Annotated in this window: 12 protein-coding genes; 6 read left to right on the top strand and 6 right to left on the bottom strand. The window is 63.1% G+C overall.

What is annotated here, in order from left to right; all coding sequences use genetic code 11:
* Positions 1–6: 6 nt before the first annotated feature.
* Positions 7–990, top strand: coding sequence for a type II secretion system F family protein (locus RHIBR816_RS0104485; RefSeq protein ID WP_018235341.1), 984 nt, complete (start codon positions 7–9; stop codon positions 988–990).
* 97 nt (positions 991–1,087) lie between these two features.
* On the opposite strand, the gene RHIBR816_RS0104480 is transcribed toward RHIBR816_RS0104485, so the two are convergent.
* Positions 1,088–1,912: a tetratricopeptide repeat protein gene (locus RHIBR816_RS0104480; RefSeq protein ID WP_018235340.1), complete on the bottom strand. Its 825-nt coding sequence runs from the start codon at positions 1,910–1,912 to the stop codon at positions 1,088–1,090.
* Positions 1,913–2,089: 177 nt separating this feature from the next.
* Between RHIBR816_RS0104480 and RHIBR816_RS0104475 the strand changes: the two genes are divergently transcribed.
* The 3 genes from RHIBR816_RS0104475 (at position 2,090) to RHIBR816_RS0104465 (ending at position 4,771) form a co-directional block, all read left to right on the top strand.
* Positions 2,090–3,481 (top strand): leucyl aminopeptidase, encoded by a 1,392-nt coding sequence (locus RHIBR816_RS0104475; RefSeq protein ID WP_018235339.1) that lies wholly within the window; start codon positions 2,090–2,092, stop codon positions 3,479–3,481.
* Between the two features lie 82 nt (positions 3,482–3,563).
* On the top strand, positions 3,564–3,908 hold the full coding sequence (locus RHIBR816_RS0104470) for a helix-turn-helix domain-containing protein (RefSeq protein WP_018235338.1): 345 nt from the start codon (positions 3,564–3,566) through the stop codon (positions 3,906–3,908).
* 8 nt (positions 3,909–3,916) lie between these two features.
* Positions 3,917–4,771 carry an NlpC/P60 family protein gene (locus RHIBR816_RS0104465; RefSeq protein WP_018235337.1) on the top strand — a complete coding sequence of 285 codons (855 nt, stop codon included), beginning with the start codon at positions 3,917–3,919 and terminating at the stop codon, positions 4,769–4,771.
* Between the two features lie 27 nt (positions 4,772–4,798).
* On the opposite strand, the gene RHIBR816_RS0104460 is transcribed toward RHIBR816_RS0104465, so the two are convergent.
* The 5 genes from RHIBR816_RS0104460 to RHIBR816_RS0104440 all read right to left on the bottom strand — a co-directional run bounded on the left by RHIBR816_RS0104460 (position 4,799) and on the right by RHIBR816_RS0104440 (position 11,663).
* Positions 4,799–5,758 (bottom strand): glyoxylate/hydroxypyruvate reductase A, encoded by a 960-nt coding sequence (locus tag RHIBR816_RS0104460; protein ID WP_018235336.1) that lies wholly within the window; start codon positions 5,756–5,758, stop codon positions 4,799–4,801.
* Positions 5,759–5,766: 8 nt separating this feature from the next.
* A complete protein-coding gene (locus tag RHIBR816_RS0104455; RefSeq protein ID WP_026186635.1) occupies positions 5,767–7,395 on the bottom strand; it encodes an ABC transporter ATP-binding protein in 1,629 nt (542 codons plus the stop codon).
* A gap of 8 nt (positions 7,396–7,403) precedes the next feature.
* Entirely contained in the window at positions 7,404–8,537 is a 1,134-nt protein-coding gene (locus RHIBR816_RS0104450) for an ABC transporter permease (RefSeq protein WP_018235334.1), read from the bottom strand.
* Positions 8,537–9,619 carry a microcin C ABC transporter permease YejB gene (locus RHIBR816_RS0104445; RefSeq protein ID WP_018235333.1) on the bottom strand — a complete coding sequence of 361 codons (1,083 nt, stop codon included), beginning with the start codon at positions 9,617–9,619 and terminating at the stop codon, positions 8,537–8,539. The genes RHIBR816_RS0104450 and RHIBR816_RS0104445 overlap by 1 nt, the downstream gene beginning before the upstream one ends.
* Positions 9,620–9,803: 184 nt before the next feature.
* Positions 9,804–11,663, bottom strand: coding sequence for an extracellular solute-binding protein (locus tag RHIBR816_RS0104440; protein ID WP_018235332.1), 1,860 nt, complete (start codon positions 11,661–11,663; stop codon positions 9,804–9,806).
* A 200-nt stretch (positions 11,664–11,863) separates the two neighbouring features.
* Between RHIBR816_RS0104440 and mepA the strand changes: the two genes are divergently transcribed.
* Positions 11,864–12,931 (top strand): penicillin-insensitive murein endopeptidase, encoded by a 1,068-nt coding sequence (gene mepA / locus RHIBR816_RS0104435; RefSeq protein WP_018235331.1) that lies wholly within the window; start codon positions 11,864–11,866, stop codon positions 12,929–12,931.
* 442 nt (positions 12,932–13,373) lie between these two features.
* Positions 13,374–13,754, top strand: a complete 381-nt coding sequence (locus tag RHIBR816_RS0104430; RefSeq protein WP_018235330.1) for a methylglyoxal synthase — start codon at positions 13,374–13,376, stop codon at positions 13,752–13,754.
* The last annotated feature ends 12 nt before the right edge of the window (positions 13,755–13,766 follow it).

Here is a 13,766-nt window from a genome sequence, read left to right as displayed (position 1 = left end):
CGCGCGATGGACGGCTGGATAAGGACGCTCACCGACCCGAACATCATCATCGCGGTTCTCGTGTCGATGGCCGTGCTTGCGACATTCTACTCGCTCGCCGTCCCCTTCTTCGAACGCGGCGACCTGGCGAAGCGGATGAAGTCCGTCGCCACCGAACGCGAACAGATTCGCGCCCGCGAGCGTGCGCGGCTGAACGCCGAAGCGTCGGCCGGCAAGGCGAGTCTCAGGGCGCAGCACAACACCTCGGTTCGCCAGGTTGTCGAGCGGCTCAATCTGCGACAGGCGCTGGTGGACGATAATACCGTCAACCGACTGAAGACCGCCGGCTACCGCTCGCAGAATGCGCTGAATACTTTCCTCTTCGCTCGGTTCTGCCTGCCGTTCCTGTTTCTGGCCGTTGCCGTCGTCTACATCTTCGTCCTGGGCAACTTTTCCGACAAGCCGTTCATGCTGCGGATATGCTTCGCGCTCGGCTTCGCCTATCTCGGCTTCTATGCGCCGAATATCTTCATCGCCAATGCGATATCGAAGCGCCAGCATTCGATCCGCCGTGCCTGGCCGGACGCGCTGGATCTTTTGCTGATCTGCGTCGAATCGGGCGTGTCGATGGAGCTCGCCATGCGGCGCGTCGCCGACGAGATTGCCGCCCAATCTTCGGCACTGGCGGAGGAACTGGTGCTAACGACGGCGGAACTCTCCTTCCTGCCGGATCGGCGCGTCGCGCTCGAAAATCTCGGCCTGCGCACTGGCCTCGAGGAGGTCAAGGCCGTGATGCAGGCGCTGATCCAGGCCGACCGCTACGGCACGCCGATCGCCCAGGCTCTGCGCGTTCTGGCGCAGGAAAGCCGCGACCAGCGCATGACGGCGGCTGAGAAGAAGGCGGCTGCGTTGCCGCCGAAACTGACGGTGCCGATGATCCTCTTCTTCCTGCCGGTCCTCGTCGCCGTCATCCTCGGCCCTGCCGGGATTCAAGTGGCGGACAAGTTCTAGGTCGGACGCAATTCGAAGCTTGTGAATGGTTCCTCGGGTCAAGCCTGGCTTGACCCGAGGAACCATTCACAGTTCGTGGCGACTGGTACAGTTGCCGCTAGTTCGTATTTCCGTCGTCCGCCTTGGCAAGCTCGGTCCAGGCGCCCTTCTGTGACATCATGGAGCGCAGGTAAGCGACGTTTGCTTCTGCCTGCTCGGGCGTCAGTTCCTGGCGGGCGATCGTCTCGGCCTCCTGGAAACGGCCCTGCAGCCCGACGGCAAGGGCGAGATTCTGGCGGACGCTGCTGTCGGCGCCGGTCTGGTTCGCCGCCGATTTCAGATAGGTCTCGGCGGTTTTCAGATCCTTGGTCAGGAGATAGGACATGCCGAGATTGGAGAGGATGGTCGGCTCGTTGGGCTGGAGATCCAGCGCCTCGCGATACCGCAGCCGCGCTTCGGAAGAGCGGCCGAGCTGGTCGAGGATGGCGCCCTCCGCCGATTTCAGCTTCCAGTCGGGGCGGTCGGGCGTCTGCGCCCGGCCAATGGTCGCAAGCGCCTGCTCGAGCTGTCCGGCGGCGGCCTGAGCCTTGCCGTAGGCGCCGAGGACCTCGCGGTCCGTCGGGTGGTTGATCGCCACCTGCTGCATCACGGCCAGCGCCTGTTCGTTGCGCCCGGTCATGCGCAGCAGATTGGCGTAGTTCAGGCCCGCTTCGCGGTTCTTGGGATCGCGCTCATAGGCCTGGCCGATGTTCTCCGCCGCCGACGCAAGCTCGGTTGCGTTCATCGATTGCACCGGCTTCGAGAGCGTCGGGATGGAGCCGGTCGTCAGCTCCTTCTTGCCCTGGTGTCCGGCACAGCCGCCAAGCGCCAGCGTCAGCAGCGCGACCGCGGCTCCCACCGCGAGGCGATTGAGGGAGGAAGAGAAGATGTCTTGCGTTGTCATGAGGTGGCGTCCCAGCAGGCGATTGGCACCGGAACTCCCAACAACAACAACGGCGCAACTTTCACTCCAGCAATAATCTGTTAACCCTAACAGAGCGTTAATCACCGACAGCGACGCGCCCAATCGGACGCGTCGCTGCAGCACTCTGATCGTAGAATTCGTCAGTCGAGGACATTCATGGCTCCCTTCCAGTTCATCGAGCGGCCGTCGCCGTTCAACACCAGCGCCGGCAAGACGCTGCCCATCTTTGCGGTGACGCCGGCGCATATCGAGACGGGAGCCATCGATCCGATCGCGCTCGACTGGGCGAGGAAGGCGGGCTTCAAGGCGGAGTCCGGCGCGGTCCTGCTCATTCCCTCGGCCGACGGCCATCTCGGCGGCGCGCTGTTCGGTCTCGGCTCGAACCCGTCGGGCGCACCGTTCCTGACCGGGAAGCTCGCCCGCGCACTGCCGGCCGGCAAATGGCATATCGAGACGGCGCCGCTCACCGCCAATCGCTCGGCGCTCGGCTACGGCCTCGGCTCCTACCGCTTCGAGCGCTACAAGCCCGCCAAGGTCGAGGCGCCGACGCTGCTGATTCCGGCCGATGCGGACGCGACCGACATCAAGCGGCAGCTCGCCGGCGTGTTCCTGGCGCGCGACCTCATCAACACGCCGACCAACGACATGGGGCCGGAGGCACTGGAAGCGGCCTTCCGGGCGCTTGCTGCGCACTACAAGGCAGACGTTTCGGTAATATCCGGCGAAGCTTTGCTCACCCAGAATTTCCCGCTGGTGCACACGGTCGGCCGCGCCAGTGCCGAGGCGCCGCGGCTCCTCGAGATGCGCTGGGGCAAGAAGGGCCACAGGAAGGTCACCCTCGTCGGCAAGGGCGTTTGCTTCGACACGGGCGGTCTCGACATCAAGCCGGCTTCCTCGATGCTTCTAATGAAGAAGGACATGGGCGGAGCGGCGAATGTCATGGGTCTCGCGCTGATGATCATGGACGCGAAACTGAAGATCGACCTGCGCGTCATCGTGCCGGTCGTCGAGAACTCGATTTCCGCCAATGCCTTCCGGCCGGGCGACATCTACCGGAGCCGCAAGGGGCTGACGGTGCAGATCGACAACACCGATGCCGAGGGCCGGCTGATCCTTGCCGACGCGCTCGCCTATGCCGACGAGGAGGAAACGGACCTCGTCATCGACATGGCGACGCTCACCGGCGCGGCACGCGTCGCGCTCGGCCCGGACCTGCCGCCCTTCTTTACCGACGACGAGGAATTGGCCCGTGACCTCTCCGAGGCGAGCCTGGCGGTGGACGATCCGGTCTGGCGGATGCCGCTCTACATGGGCTACGACAAGGACGTTTCCGCTCGTATCGCCGACCTGACCAACGCGCCCTCGGGCGGCATGGCCGGTTCCATCACGGCGGCGCTGTTTTTGAAGCGCTTTGTGACGAATGCGAAGAGCTGGGTGCATTTCGACATTTTCGGCTGGGCACAATCCGAGCGTCCGCATTCCCCGATCGGCGGAGAAGCCCAGGCGATCCGGGCGCTCTACCACCACATCGGTCGGTTAGCGGGGTAGCCTTCATCCGGACACAAAAGAAACGCTTGCGTAACGATCGGCTGGCTATGGTGCCGGGACGTGACTTACGCAGGAGTGTCCCTTGCCGGTCGAACTGACGCCTTCCCAAGCGCTGGGGCTCTGGCATGCCGTCTCGCTCGAGCAGGTCCAGGTCGATAGTCGCGACCTGACGCTCCGCCAGATGGCGATCTTGCTCGAAATATATCTCGTGCCGCCGCCACACACGGTGCGCGGTCTCGCCGCGAAGCTTGGCGTGACAAAGCCGGTGATCACCCGCGCCCTCGATTCCATGGGCGCGCTCGGCCTCGTCGACCGGGTGCGCGACGAGCGCGACAGGCGCAATGTCATCATCAAGCGCACGGTCGAAGGCGCACTTTATCTTGAAAAGTTCGGCGATCTGATCATCAATCAGGGTCGGAAACTGTGAGTTCAGCCATGCCCGAAGCACTCGATCGTCGTCTCAACGCCTATCGCGAGGACCTTGCGGAGGAGCGCCTGCGCGGTCTCGTCGAAGCGAAGCGCTTCGTCGAGGGGGCGCCGGCTACGGTGTCGACCCCGGTGACGCCGCTCCGGGCCAGGCCGGATCCCGGCTGCGGCACCGATACGGAATTGCTCTACGGCGAAACCGTGCGGGTACTTGAGGTGGCCCATGGATGGGCCTGGGTCAAGTCCGACCTTGACGGCTATGTCGGCTATGTGCCGCAGGATGCGGTCGCGGTCCCGGCCGCGCCGGCGACCCACATCATCGCCGTGCCGCGCACATTCGTCTATCGCGGCGCGGACCTGCGCTTTCCGCAGGCCTTCGCGCTCTCCATGGGAAGCCGGCTGCACGTCGACGGCGAAACGGAGACGCGCGGCACCCGCTATTTTCTGCTGGACGGCGGATTGGCGGTGGTCGCCAACCATTGCGCGCCGGCGAGCGCGCCGATCGGCGACGACTATGTCGCGATCGCCACGCGTTTTCTCGAAACGCCCTACCTCTGGGGCGGCCGCTCCGGCTTCGGCATCGATTGTTCCGGCCTCGTGCAATTGGCGATGCAGATGGCCGGGCGGAGCGCGCCGCGCGACTCCGACATGCAGGCGAGCGGCCTCGGCAGCGTGATTGCCCGCGACGACCTCCGGCGCGGTGATCTCGTCTTCTGGAAGGGCCATGTCGCCATCATGGAGGACGAGAAGAGCCTGGTACATGCCAGCGGCCACACGATGACGGTTGCGCGTGAGGGGCTGGAGGATGCGATTCGTCGGATCGGCTGGCTCTACGGAGAGCCTACGGGGTATCGTCGGCCGTAGACTGGAGCGAGCTTGGAGGCCGCGTAATTAGTAGCCGGCTACCTTATCTACCACATGTTCCAGAGCCAGCCCGCTTTCGAAGCGATCGATCTGCTCCTCGACATGGCCAAAGAGCGCCTTGACGTCGGAGGAGGCGGCGACGTGCGGCGTCACATAGACGTTCGGCATGGTCCAGAAGCGGCTCTCCGGCGAGAGCGGTTCCGCTTCGAAGACGTCGAGCGAGGCCGCGCGTAGGACGCCGGAATCGAGGCAGTCGAGAATATCGGCCTCCACTTGGCTGCCGCCGCGGCCGGCATTGATGAAGACCGGCGCGCCGAACGGACCCTTGCGGCTGAGCTTCTTGAACAGGGCGCCGTTGAAGATCCCCTTCGTGTCCTGGGTCAGCGGCAGCAGGCCGACCAGAAAATCCGTCCGGCCGAGAAAGGCGTCGAGGCCGGCGGCGTCGTAGGTGTGGATGCCCTCGACCACCCGTTTGCTGCGTGACCAGCCGATCACCTTGAAGCCCATCACGGCAAGCTTGCGGGCGGCGTCCTGGCCGAGCACGCCCATGCCCATGATGCCGACGGTGACGTCGGCCGCCTCAGGCTGGATCAGGTCCTGCCACTCGCGCTTCCTCGCCAGCGCCTCGTAGGCGCGATGCTGGCGCAGATGCAGCAGACATTGCATCACCACCCATTCGCTCATTCGCGTCGTCAGCGTCCGGTCGACGAAGCGCACCAGCGGCACGTCGGGCAGTCCCGGCAGCGTCAGCACGTGGTCGACGCCGGCGCCGCCGGAAAACACGACCTTGAGGTCCGGCGCCCGCGAGAACAGATCGGGCGCCGATTTCCACACCACGGCATAGTCGATCCCCGAGAGGTCTCGCCTTTCGTGGACCGGATCAGCAAGGTTTATCACTTCGCGGCCGGGGAAGGCGCCCTTGAGGGCCGCATCCACTTCTTCCGGAATGAATTTCAGGTCGACGATGACGGGGCTTCTATCGGGCATTGCGAGCTCTACTGACGGACGGCGGAAAGTTTGACGGCCTCAAGGTTGAAGGCAGCGGCCATCAGCGCCTTGGTATAATCTTCGGCGGGCGCCTCGAAGATGCGCTCGGCCGGCCCCTGTTCGACCACCTTGCCGAGCCGCATGACTATGACCTCGTTGGCGAGCGCCCGCACCACTTTCAAGTCGTGGCTGATGAACAGATAGGCGAGATTGTGCTTGCGCTGCAGGTCGCGCAGAAGGTCGACCACCTGTGCTTGCACGCTCATGTCGAGGGCCGATGTCGGTTCGTCGAGCATGACGAATTGCGGTTTCAGCACCATGGCGCGGGCGATCGCGATGCGCTGCCGCTGACCGCCGGAGAATTCGTGCGGATAGCGCCAGCGGGTGGCCGGGTCGAGGCCGACCTCCTGAAGCGCTGCGGCAACGCGCGCGTCGCGCTCGTCGTCGGAAAGCGCGCTTTCGTGGATCTTCAGCCCTTCGCCGATGATGTCGGCAATGGACATGCGCGGGCTGAGCGACCCGTAGGGGTCCTGGAAGACCACCTGCATGCGGTTCCTGAGCGGTCGCATCTGGCGGAAGCTATAGGCGTCGATATCCTGGCCGACGAAGCCAATCCGGCCCTGCGACGAGATCAGCCGCGTCAGCGCCAGGCCAAGTGTCGTCTTGCCTGAGCCCGATTCGCCGACGACGCCGAGCGTCTGCCCGGCGCGCAGCGTCAGGTCGATGCCATCGACCGCCTTCACGTGATCGACGACGCGGCGCAGGAAGCCGGCCTTGATCGGGAACCAGACTTTCACGTCCTTGCCTTCGATGACGATCGGCTTCGACGCGTCGGAAGGCGGTGGCTCGCCCTTCGGCTCGGAGGCGAGCAGGTGGCGCGTATAGGCATGCTGCGGGTTGGCGAAGATCTCTGCGGTCGGGCCGGTCTCGACGATCTTGCCCTTGGTCATCACGCAGACCCGGTCGGCGATCTTGCGGACGATGCCGAGGTCGTGGGTGATGAACAGCATCGACATGCCGTGCTGGTCCTTGAGCGATTTCAAGAGCTCGAGAATCTGCGCCTGCACGGTGACGTCGAGCGCCGTCGTCGGCTCGTCGGCGATCAGGAGTTCCGGCCGGTTGGCGAGCGCCATGGCGATCATCACGCGCTGGCGCTGGCCGCCGGAAAGCTGGTGCGGATAGGCGCCGAGCCGCTTTTCCGCCTCGCGGATGCCGACCTGGTTGAGAAGCTCCAGCGTTCGTGCCCGGGCGGCGGGCCCTTTCAGGTCCTGGTGGAGTTCGAGGATTTCGCCGATCTGCTGCTCGATCGTGTGCAGCGGATTGAGCGACGTCATCGGCTCCTGGAAGATCATGGTGATGTCGTTGCCGCGCACGTGGCGCAGCTCTGCATCGTTCGCCTTCAGGAGATCCTTGCCGTTGAAGAGGATTGCGCCGCTCGGGTGGCTCGCGGCCGGATAGGGCAGGAGTTTGAGGATCGAGTTCGCCGAAACCGATTTGCCGGAGCCGGACTCGCCGACGAGGGCCACCGTTTCGCCTCGCTTGATGTCGAAGGAGATGTGGTCGACGGCGACGGACGTTTCGCCGCCCTGATGGAAGGCGACGGAGAGGTCGCGCACGGAGAGGAGGGTGTCTGTCATCGTCGCGCTCACCGGAACGTCTTTCTCGGGTCGAAGGCGTCGCGCGTCGCCTCGCCGACGAAGATCAAGAGCGACAGCATGACCGACATGGCCCAGAAGGCTGTCAGCCCGAGCCAGGGCGCCTGGAGGTTCGATTTGCCCTGCGCGATCATCTCGCCGAGCGAGGGCGAGCCGGGCGGCATGCCGAAACCCAGGAAGTCGAGCGAGGTGAGCGTGGTGATCGAGCCGGAAAGGATGAAGGGCAGGAAGGTCAGCGTCGCCACCATCGCATTAGGTAGCAGGTGCCGGTACATGATCGTGCCGTTGCCGACGCCGAGCGCGCGGGCCGCATTGACATACTCGAAATTGCGGGCGCGCAGGAATTCGGCCCGCACCACGCCAACGAAGCCGACCCAGGAAAAGAGCAGCATGATGCCAAGCAGGATGAAGAAGCCGGGCGGGAGGATGGCGGCGATGATTAGCAGGATATAGAGCACCGGCATCGACGACCAGATTTCGATGAAGCGCTGCAACAAAAGATCGGTCCAGCCGCCGAAATAGCCCTGCACCGCTCCGGCCGAAACGCCGATCACCGCTGATGCGATGGTGAGCGCCAGGCCAAAGAGCACCGAGATGCGGAAACCGTAGATCATCCGCGCCATGACGTCGCGCGCCTGATCGTCCGTGCCGAGCCAGTTCAGGTTGCCAAGCTTGCATTCGGGATCGGCCGTCCCTTGCGGATAGGCCGAGCAACGCTCCTCCTCGCTCATCAGCCAGAACGGCGCGGTTGGAGCCGAATGCGGGATATTGGAATTGACGGTCTGGTAGGAATAGCGGATCGGCGGCCAGATCATCCAGCCATTCGCCTCGATCTCGTCGCGGATGAAATCGGAGCGGAAGTCGGTCTCGGCCAGGAAGCCGCCGAACTTCTCTTCCGGATAGTTCACCAGCACCGGGAACAGGATCTCACCCTTGTAGGAGGCGACGATCGGCCTGTCGTTGGCGATGAATTCCGCGCAGAGGCTGAGGACGAAGAGGACGAGAAAGACCCAGAACGACCAGTAGCCGCGGCGGTTGGCCTTGAAGTTCTGCCAGCGGCGCCGGCCGATCGGCGTCAGCCAGCCCTTTTCCGGTGCGCCGGCGTAAGTTGCGACTGTGCTCATCAGACGTCCCTCCGCTCGAAGTCGATGCGGGGGTCGACCCAGGTGTAAATCAGGTCGGAGACGAGGCTGACGATAAGGCCCATCAGCGAGAAGATGTAGAGGGTCGCGAAGACGATCGGATAGTCGCGCTTGACGACGGCCTCATAGCCGAGGCGGCCGAGGCCATCGAGGGAGAAGATGTATTCGATCAGCAGCGAGCCGGTGAAGAAGGCGGAGATGAAGGCGCCGGGGAAGCCTGCGATGATGATCAGCATCGCATTGCGGAAGACGTGGCCATAGAGCACTTTGCGCTCGGTCAGCCCCTTGGCCCGCGCCGTCGTCACATATTGCTTCTTGATCTCGTCGATGAAGGAATTTTTCGTCAGCAGCGTCGTCGTCGCGAAGGCCGAAAGCAGCAGCGTGATCAGCGGCAGCGTCATGTGCCAGAAGTAATCGAGGATCTTCTGGTACCAGGGAAGCTCGTGGAAATTGTCCGAGACGAGGCCGCGCAAGGGGAACCAGTCGAAGAAGGAGCCGCCGGCGAAAATCACGATCAGCAGGATTGCAAAGAGGAAGCTCGGCACCGCATAACCGATGACGATGATGCCGGAGGTCCAGACATCGAAGGTCGAGCCGTCGGAGACCGCCTTCCTGATGCCGAGCGGGATCGAAATGGCGTAGGAAAAGATCAGGATCCACACCCCGAGCGAAATCGACACCGGCATCTTCTCGATGATGAGATCGACGACCGAGGTGTTGCGGAAGAAGCTCTCGCCGAAATCGAAGCGGGCATAGTTCCACATCATGCCGAGAAAGCGCTCGAGCGGCGGCTTGTCGAAGCCGAACTGCTTCTCGAGCTTGGCGATGAATTCCGGATCGAGCCCCTGCGCGCCGCGATAACGCCCGCCCTCGTCACCACCTCCCTGCAGGAGATCGCCGCTGCCGCCGGAAAGCCGGTCGGAGCCGCCAGCATTGGTGAGGTCCGAAATAACCTGTTCCACCGGGCCGCCCGGCGCGAACTGCACGACGGCAAAGGAGATCGCCATGATGCCGATGATCGTCGGGATCATCAGCAGCAGCCGGCGCAGGATATAGGCACCCATCAGGCGGACCTCTGGATCGACGTGTGGGCGGAGGCCCGGACCCGCGAAGCATCGGCATGCCGTCTATGGTATCTCAACCCTTGCGTCTCCTTGCGGCTGTCAAGTCCTGGATCGTGCCTGTGGACTTGTTTCAGTGATTCGTTGTTTGCATTTGGAATCGAGACGCCATCGAAGTGCAAGGACTTCATTTGACAGGGGCGTTTTTCGACCACCAGGCATCCGGGAAGCCTGTCCCGTAATACGGAAGCTCCTGGGGACGGGCGAGATGGTTCCAATAGGCGACGCGCACCGACTTCGAATAGAACAGCGGCACGACGTAGTGGTGGGCAAGAAGAACGCGGTCGAGTGCCCGTGTTGTGGCAACCAGTTCCTCGCGGTTTGGCGCGAAGATGATTTTCCGTATGAGTTCGTCGATCGCCGGATCGGCAATGCCGGCATAGTTTCTCGATCCCGGCTGGTTGACCGAGCCCGAGCCCCAGTAGTCGATCTGTTCGTTGCCGGGCACCAATGTCTGCGCCCAGATGCCATAGATCATGTCATAGTCGAAGCTTCTGACGCGATTGGTGTATTGCGAGTCGTCGACGGTCCGTATGCGAGCATCGATGCCGATCTTCTTCACGCTGTTCACGAACGGCGTGACCGTGCGCTCGAAAGACGGATTGGACAGAAGGAGTTCGAAGCTGAAGGGCTCGCCAGTCTTGGCGTTCACCAAGCGGTTGCCCTTGAGCGCGTAGCCCGCCTCCTTGAACAGTTCGAGCGCCTTGCGCAAGTTTTCGCGCACCTTCTGCGGCTCGCCATTGACGGGGTTCTTATAGGGCGTGGTGAAGACGGCGGCAGGAACCTTGTCCTTCAGCCCCTCCAGGATTTCCTTCTCGCGGCCTTCGGGAAGGTTGGAGGCGGCAAGCTCGGTGCCCCAGAAATAGCTGTCGACGCGCTGAAAGGCGTTATGGGCGAGACTGCGGTTCAGATCCTCGAAGTCGAAGGCGTAGTTCAGCGCCTCGCGCACCCGCTGATCCTTGAACTTTTCGCGGCGCATGTTCGGTACGAAGGCCTGCATGATCCCGGTTGCGCGCAGCGGGTTCTCGATCTCCTCGCGGATCACACGGCCGTCCTTCATGGCCGGAAAGTCATAGGCCGTCGCCCAATGGCTTGCGCTGTTGTCCTGGTAGAAATCGACGTTGCCGGCGCGAAAGGCCTCGAACTGCACGTTCCTGTCGCTGAAGTAAGCATAGGTGATCGCGCCGAAATTGTACTGACCGACATTGACGTTGAGGGTCTTGCCCCAATAGTCGTCCCGCAATTCGAAACGGATCAAACCGCCCGGTTGGAACGAAGCGATCTTGTAAGGTCCGGAGCCCATGACCGGTTCCAGCGTCGTGCGGCTGATGTCGCGCTTGTTGCCCTTGGCGTCCTGCCCTTCCCACCAGTGCTTCGGTACGATCGGGAACTGGCCGAGAATGTTCGGCAATTCCTTGTTGTTCTTCTCGTCGAAGCGGAAGGTGATATCGCGCTCGCCCGTTTTTTCCGCTGAAACCACGTGGCGGTAATAGTTGGTCAAGAGCGGATTGTGCTCCTTCACCATCTCAAAGGAAAAGACGACATCCTCCGGCGTAATCGGCTTACCATCGGCCCACTTGGCCTCCGCCCGCAGGCGAAAAGTGGCTGAGGAAATATCGTCGGGATAGGTGACGCCCTCGGCAAGCAGTCCATAGGAGGTGGTGATCTCATCCTCGGCGGATTTCAGCAGCGTTTCAAAGACGTGGGATGCTACGCCGGTCGCCGCTTCGCCTTTGGTGAGGATGGGGTTGAACGTGTCGAACGTGCCGTTCTCCGAGAGCCGCAGCTCTCCGCCTTTTGGCGCTTCCGGATTGACATAGTCGAAGCGCGGGAAGCCTGCCTTGTACTTGGGCTCGCCGATCGACGACGTCCCATGGCGCCAGACGGGCGGTTCTTCGGCATTCGATGCAGGAGCGAGGAGAAGAAGCGCCGCTGTGAAAAGCGTGGCAGGAAGGCCGGGATTCAAGGTCCTGCGGAAGTTTGGCATCTAGCCGGTACCTCTTATATTTCAATCTTCTTTTTTGAGAGCATAGGCCAAATCAGGGCAATTGACAGGTCCTGCCCAAAAACAGGCGAAATTTTTCAGTCACATCCGGGTGAGCCGCAAGGCTGATGCAACCGCGGCGAATCAGGATAGAATCGGCGGGTATTACCGAATGTTCGCGTCGCTGCCGATGGGGGAATGGAATGGGATTTGAAACGCGCGCTGCGCTTCGGCGCTGCGGCTCGGCGCTCTTGGCCTTGGCCGTGAGCACGGGCCTCATCGCGACCGATGCCGCGTCGGCGGACGGCACACCTGCCAAGGAACTTTTCGGCGCCCGGGCCCTGCCGACCGCGGCGTCGCCGACCTCCTATGGGTTCTATTCCAAGGGCTGCCTCGCCGGCGGCATCGCCATCCCCACCGATGGCCCGACCTGGCAGGCCATGCGCCTGTCGCGCAACCGCCGCTGGGGGCACCCCGAGATGATCGCGCTGATCGAGCGCTTCTCCCACGACGCGTCCGCGAAAATCGGCTGGCCGGGCCTGCTCCTCGGCGACATCTCGCAGCCGCGCGGCGGGCCGATGCTGTCCGGCCATGCCTCGCACCAGATCGGCCTCGACGCCGACATCTGGCTGACGCCGATGCCGCAGAAGACGCTCAGCTATGAGGAGCGCGAATCGATCTCCGCGACCTCCATGCTCGACAAGAGCAAGTTCCTGACGATCGACCGCTCCGTCTGGACGCCATCCCATGCGCGGCTGATCATGCTGGCCGCGAGCTATCCGGAGGTCGAGCGTGTCTTCGTCAATCCGGCGATCAAGAAGAAGCTCTGCGACACCTGGCGCGGTGATCGCGCAGCACTCGGCAAGGTCCGGCCGATCTATGGCCATGACTACCATTTCCATATTCGCATCAAATGCCCGGCCGGCTCGCAAGGCTGCAAGGATCAGGCGGCGGTGCCCGCCGGCGACGGCTGCGACAAGTCGCTTGCCTGGTGGTTTACCGACGCGCCCTGGGCGAAGCCGAAGAAGAAACCCGGCGAGACGCCGCCGAAGCCCAGGTTTGCGACGCTTTCCGATCTGCCGAAGGCCTGCGCCGTGGTGCTGAACGGCCCGGCTCCAGCCTCCGAACAGCAGGCGACATTCGGCACGGCCTATGATGCTCCGGCCGCCATTCCTGCCGCGGCGACGAGCATCGAAGCCGTCATTGGCGCCGCGGCCGAGACGCCGCTTGCCGACATCCCGGTGCCGCTGCCGCGTCCCGCTCTGCAATAGCCGGCCTCGGGAGGGTGCGAGCGACTGCACAGGTGCTGACAGCGGGATGCGCTCGCGTGCGTTCGCATTACCGCTGTATCTATTTGTTTTGCCGAGTTTGTGCGAAGCTAGGTGATTCCACCTGACTGCAAAATGCACGCCGAGCGAGATTCCAGCCGGGAGACTCACTCACGCTCAATAAAAGTGCTTGAAGCAGCTACCCACCCGTCATCCTCGGGCTTGACCCAGGGTCAAGCCCGAGGATGACGCGTCTTGGGGTGATGGGGCACCATGGGGGATGGTCGGGCTTTGCAGCAGTTCAATGCGGAAAGGCGCAAGCGCACAGTCCCTTTGCAAATTTCGCGACGCTCCTGTATAGGCGGATCAAATCGATTAAAATCTATCGGTTCCGAAGCGTCCTTGCGCGCTCCGCGTCGTCGTGAACTCTCGTCGGGAGCCTCCCATGGCCGATCGCAAATGTCTCGCCCTGATCGCCCACGATCAGAAGAAGGATGACCTCGCCGCCTTTGTGAAGGCGAACGAAGCGTTTTTTTCCGAGTGGAAGATCGTCGCGACGGGCACCACTGGCGGCCGTGTTCTGGACGCCTGCCCCGGCCTCGACGTCACGCGGCTGAAAAGCGGGCCGCTCGGTGGCGACCAGCAGATCGGCGCCTTGATCGCGACCGGCGACATCGACTGCCTGATCTTCTTCGTCGATCCGCTCACCCCCATGCCGCACGACGTCGACGTCAAGGCGCTTATGCGGCTTGCGATCGTCTACGATATTCCGATGGCGCTCAATCGCGCGACCGCCGAGCAGTTGATCGACTTCAGGCGTAGCTGATACATCTGCGGA

Source organism: Ensifer sp. BR816, assembly GCF_000378985.1.
Lineage (GTDB): Bacteria > Pseudomonadota > Alphaproteobacteria > Rhizobiales > Rhizobiaceae > Sinorhizobium.
The sequence above is the reverse complement of the archived record's forward strand: the minus strand, read 5'-3'. Positions and strand labels throughout refer to the sequence as shown.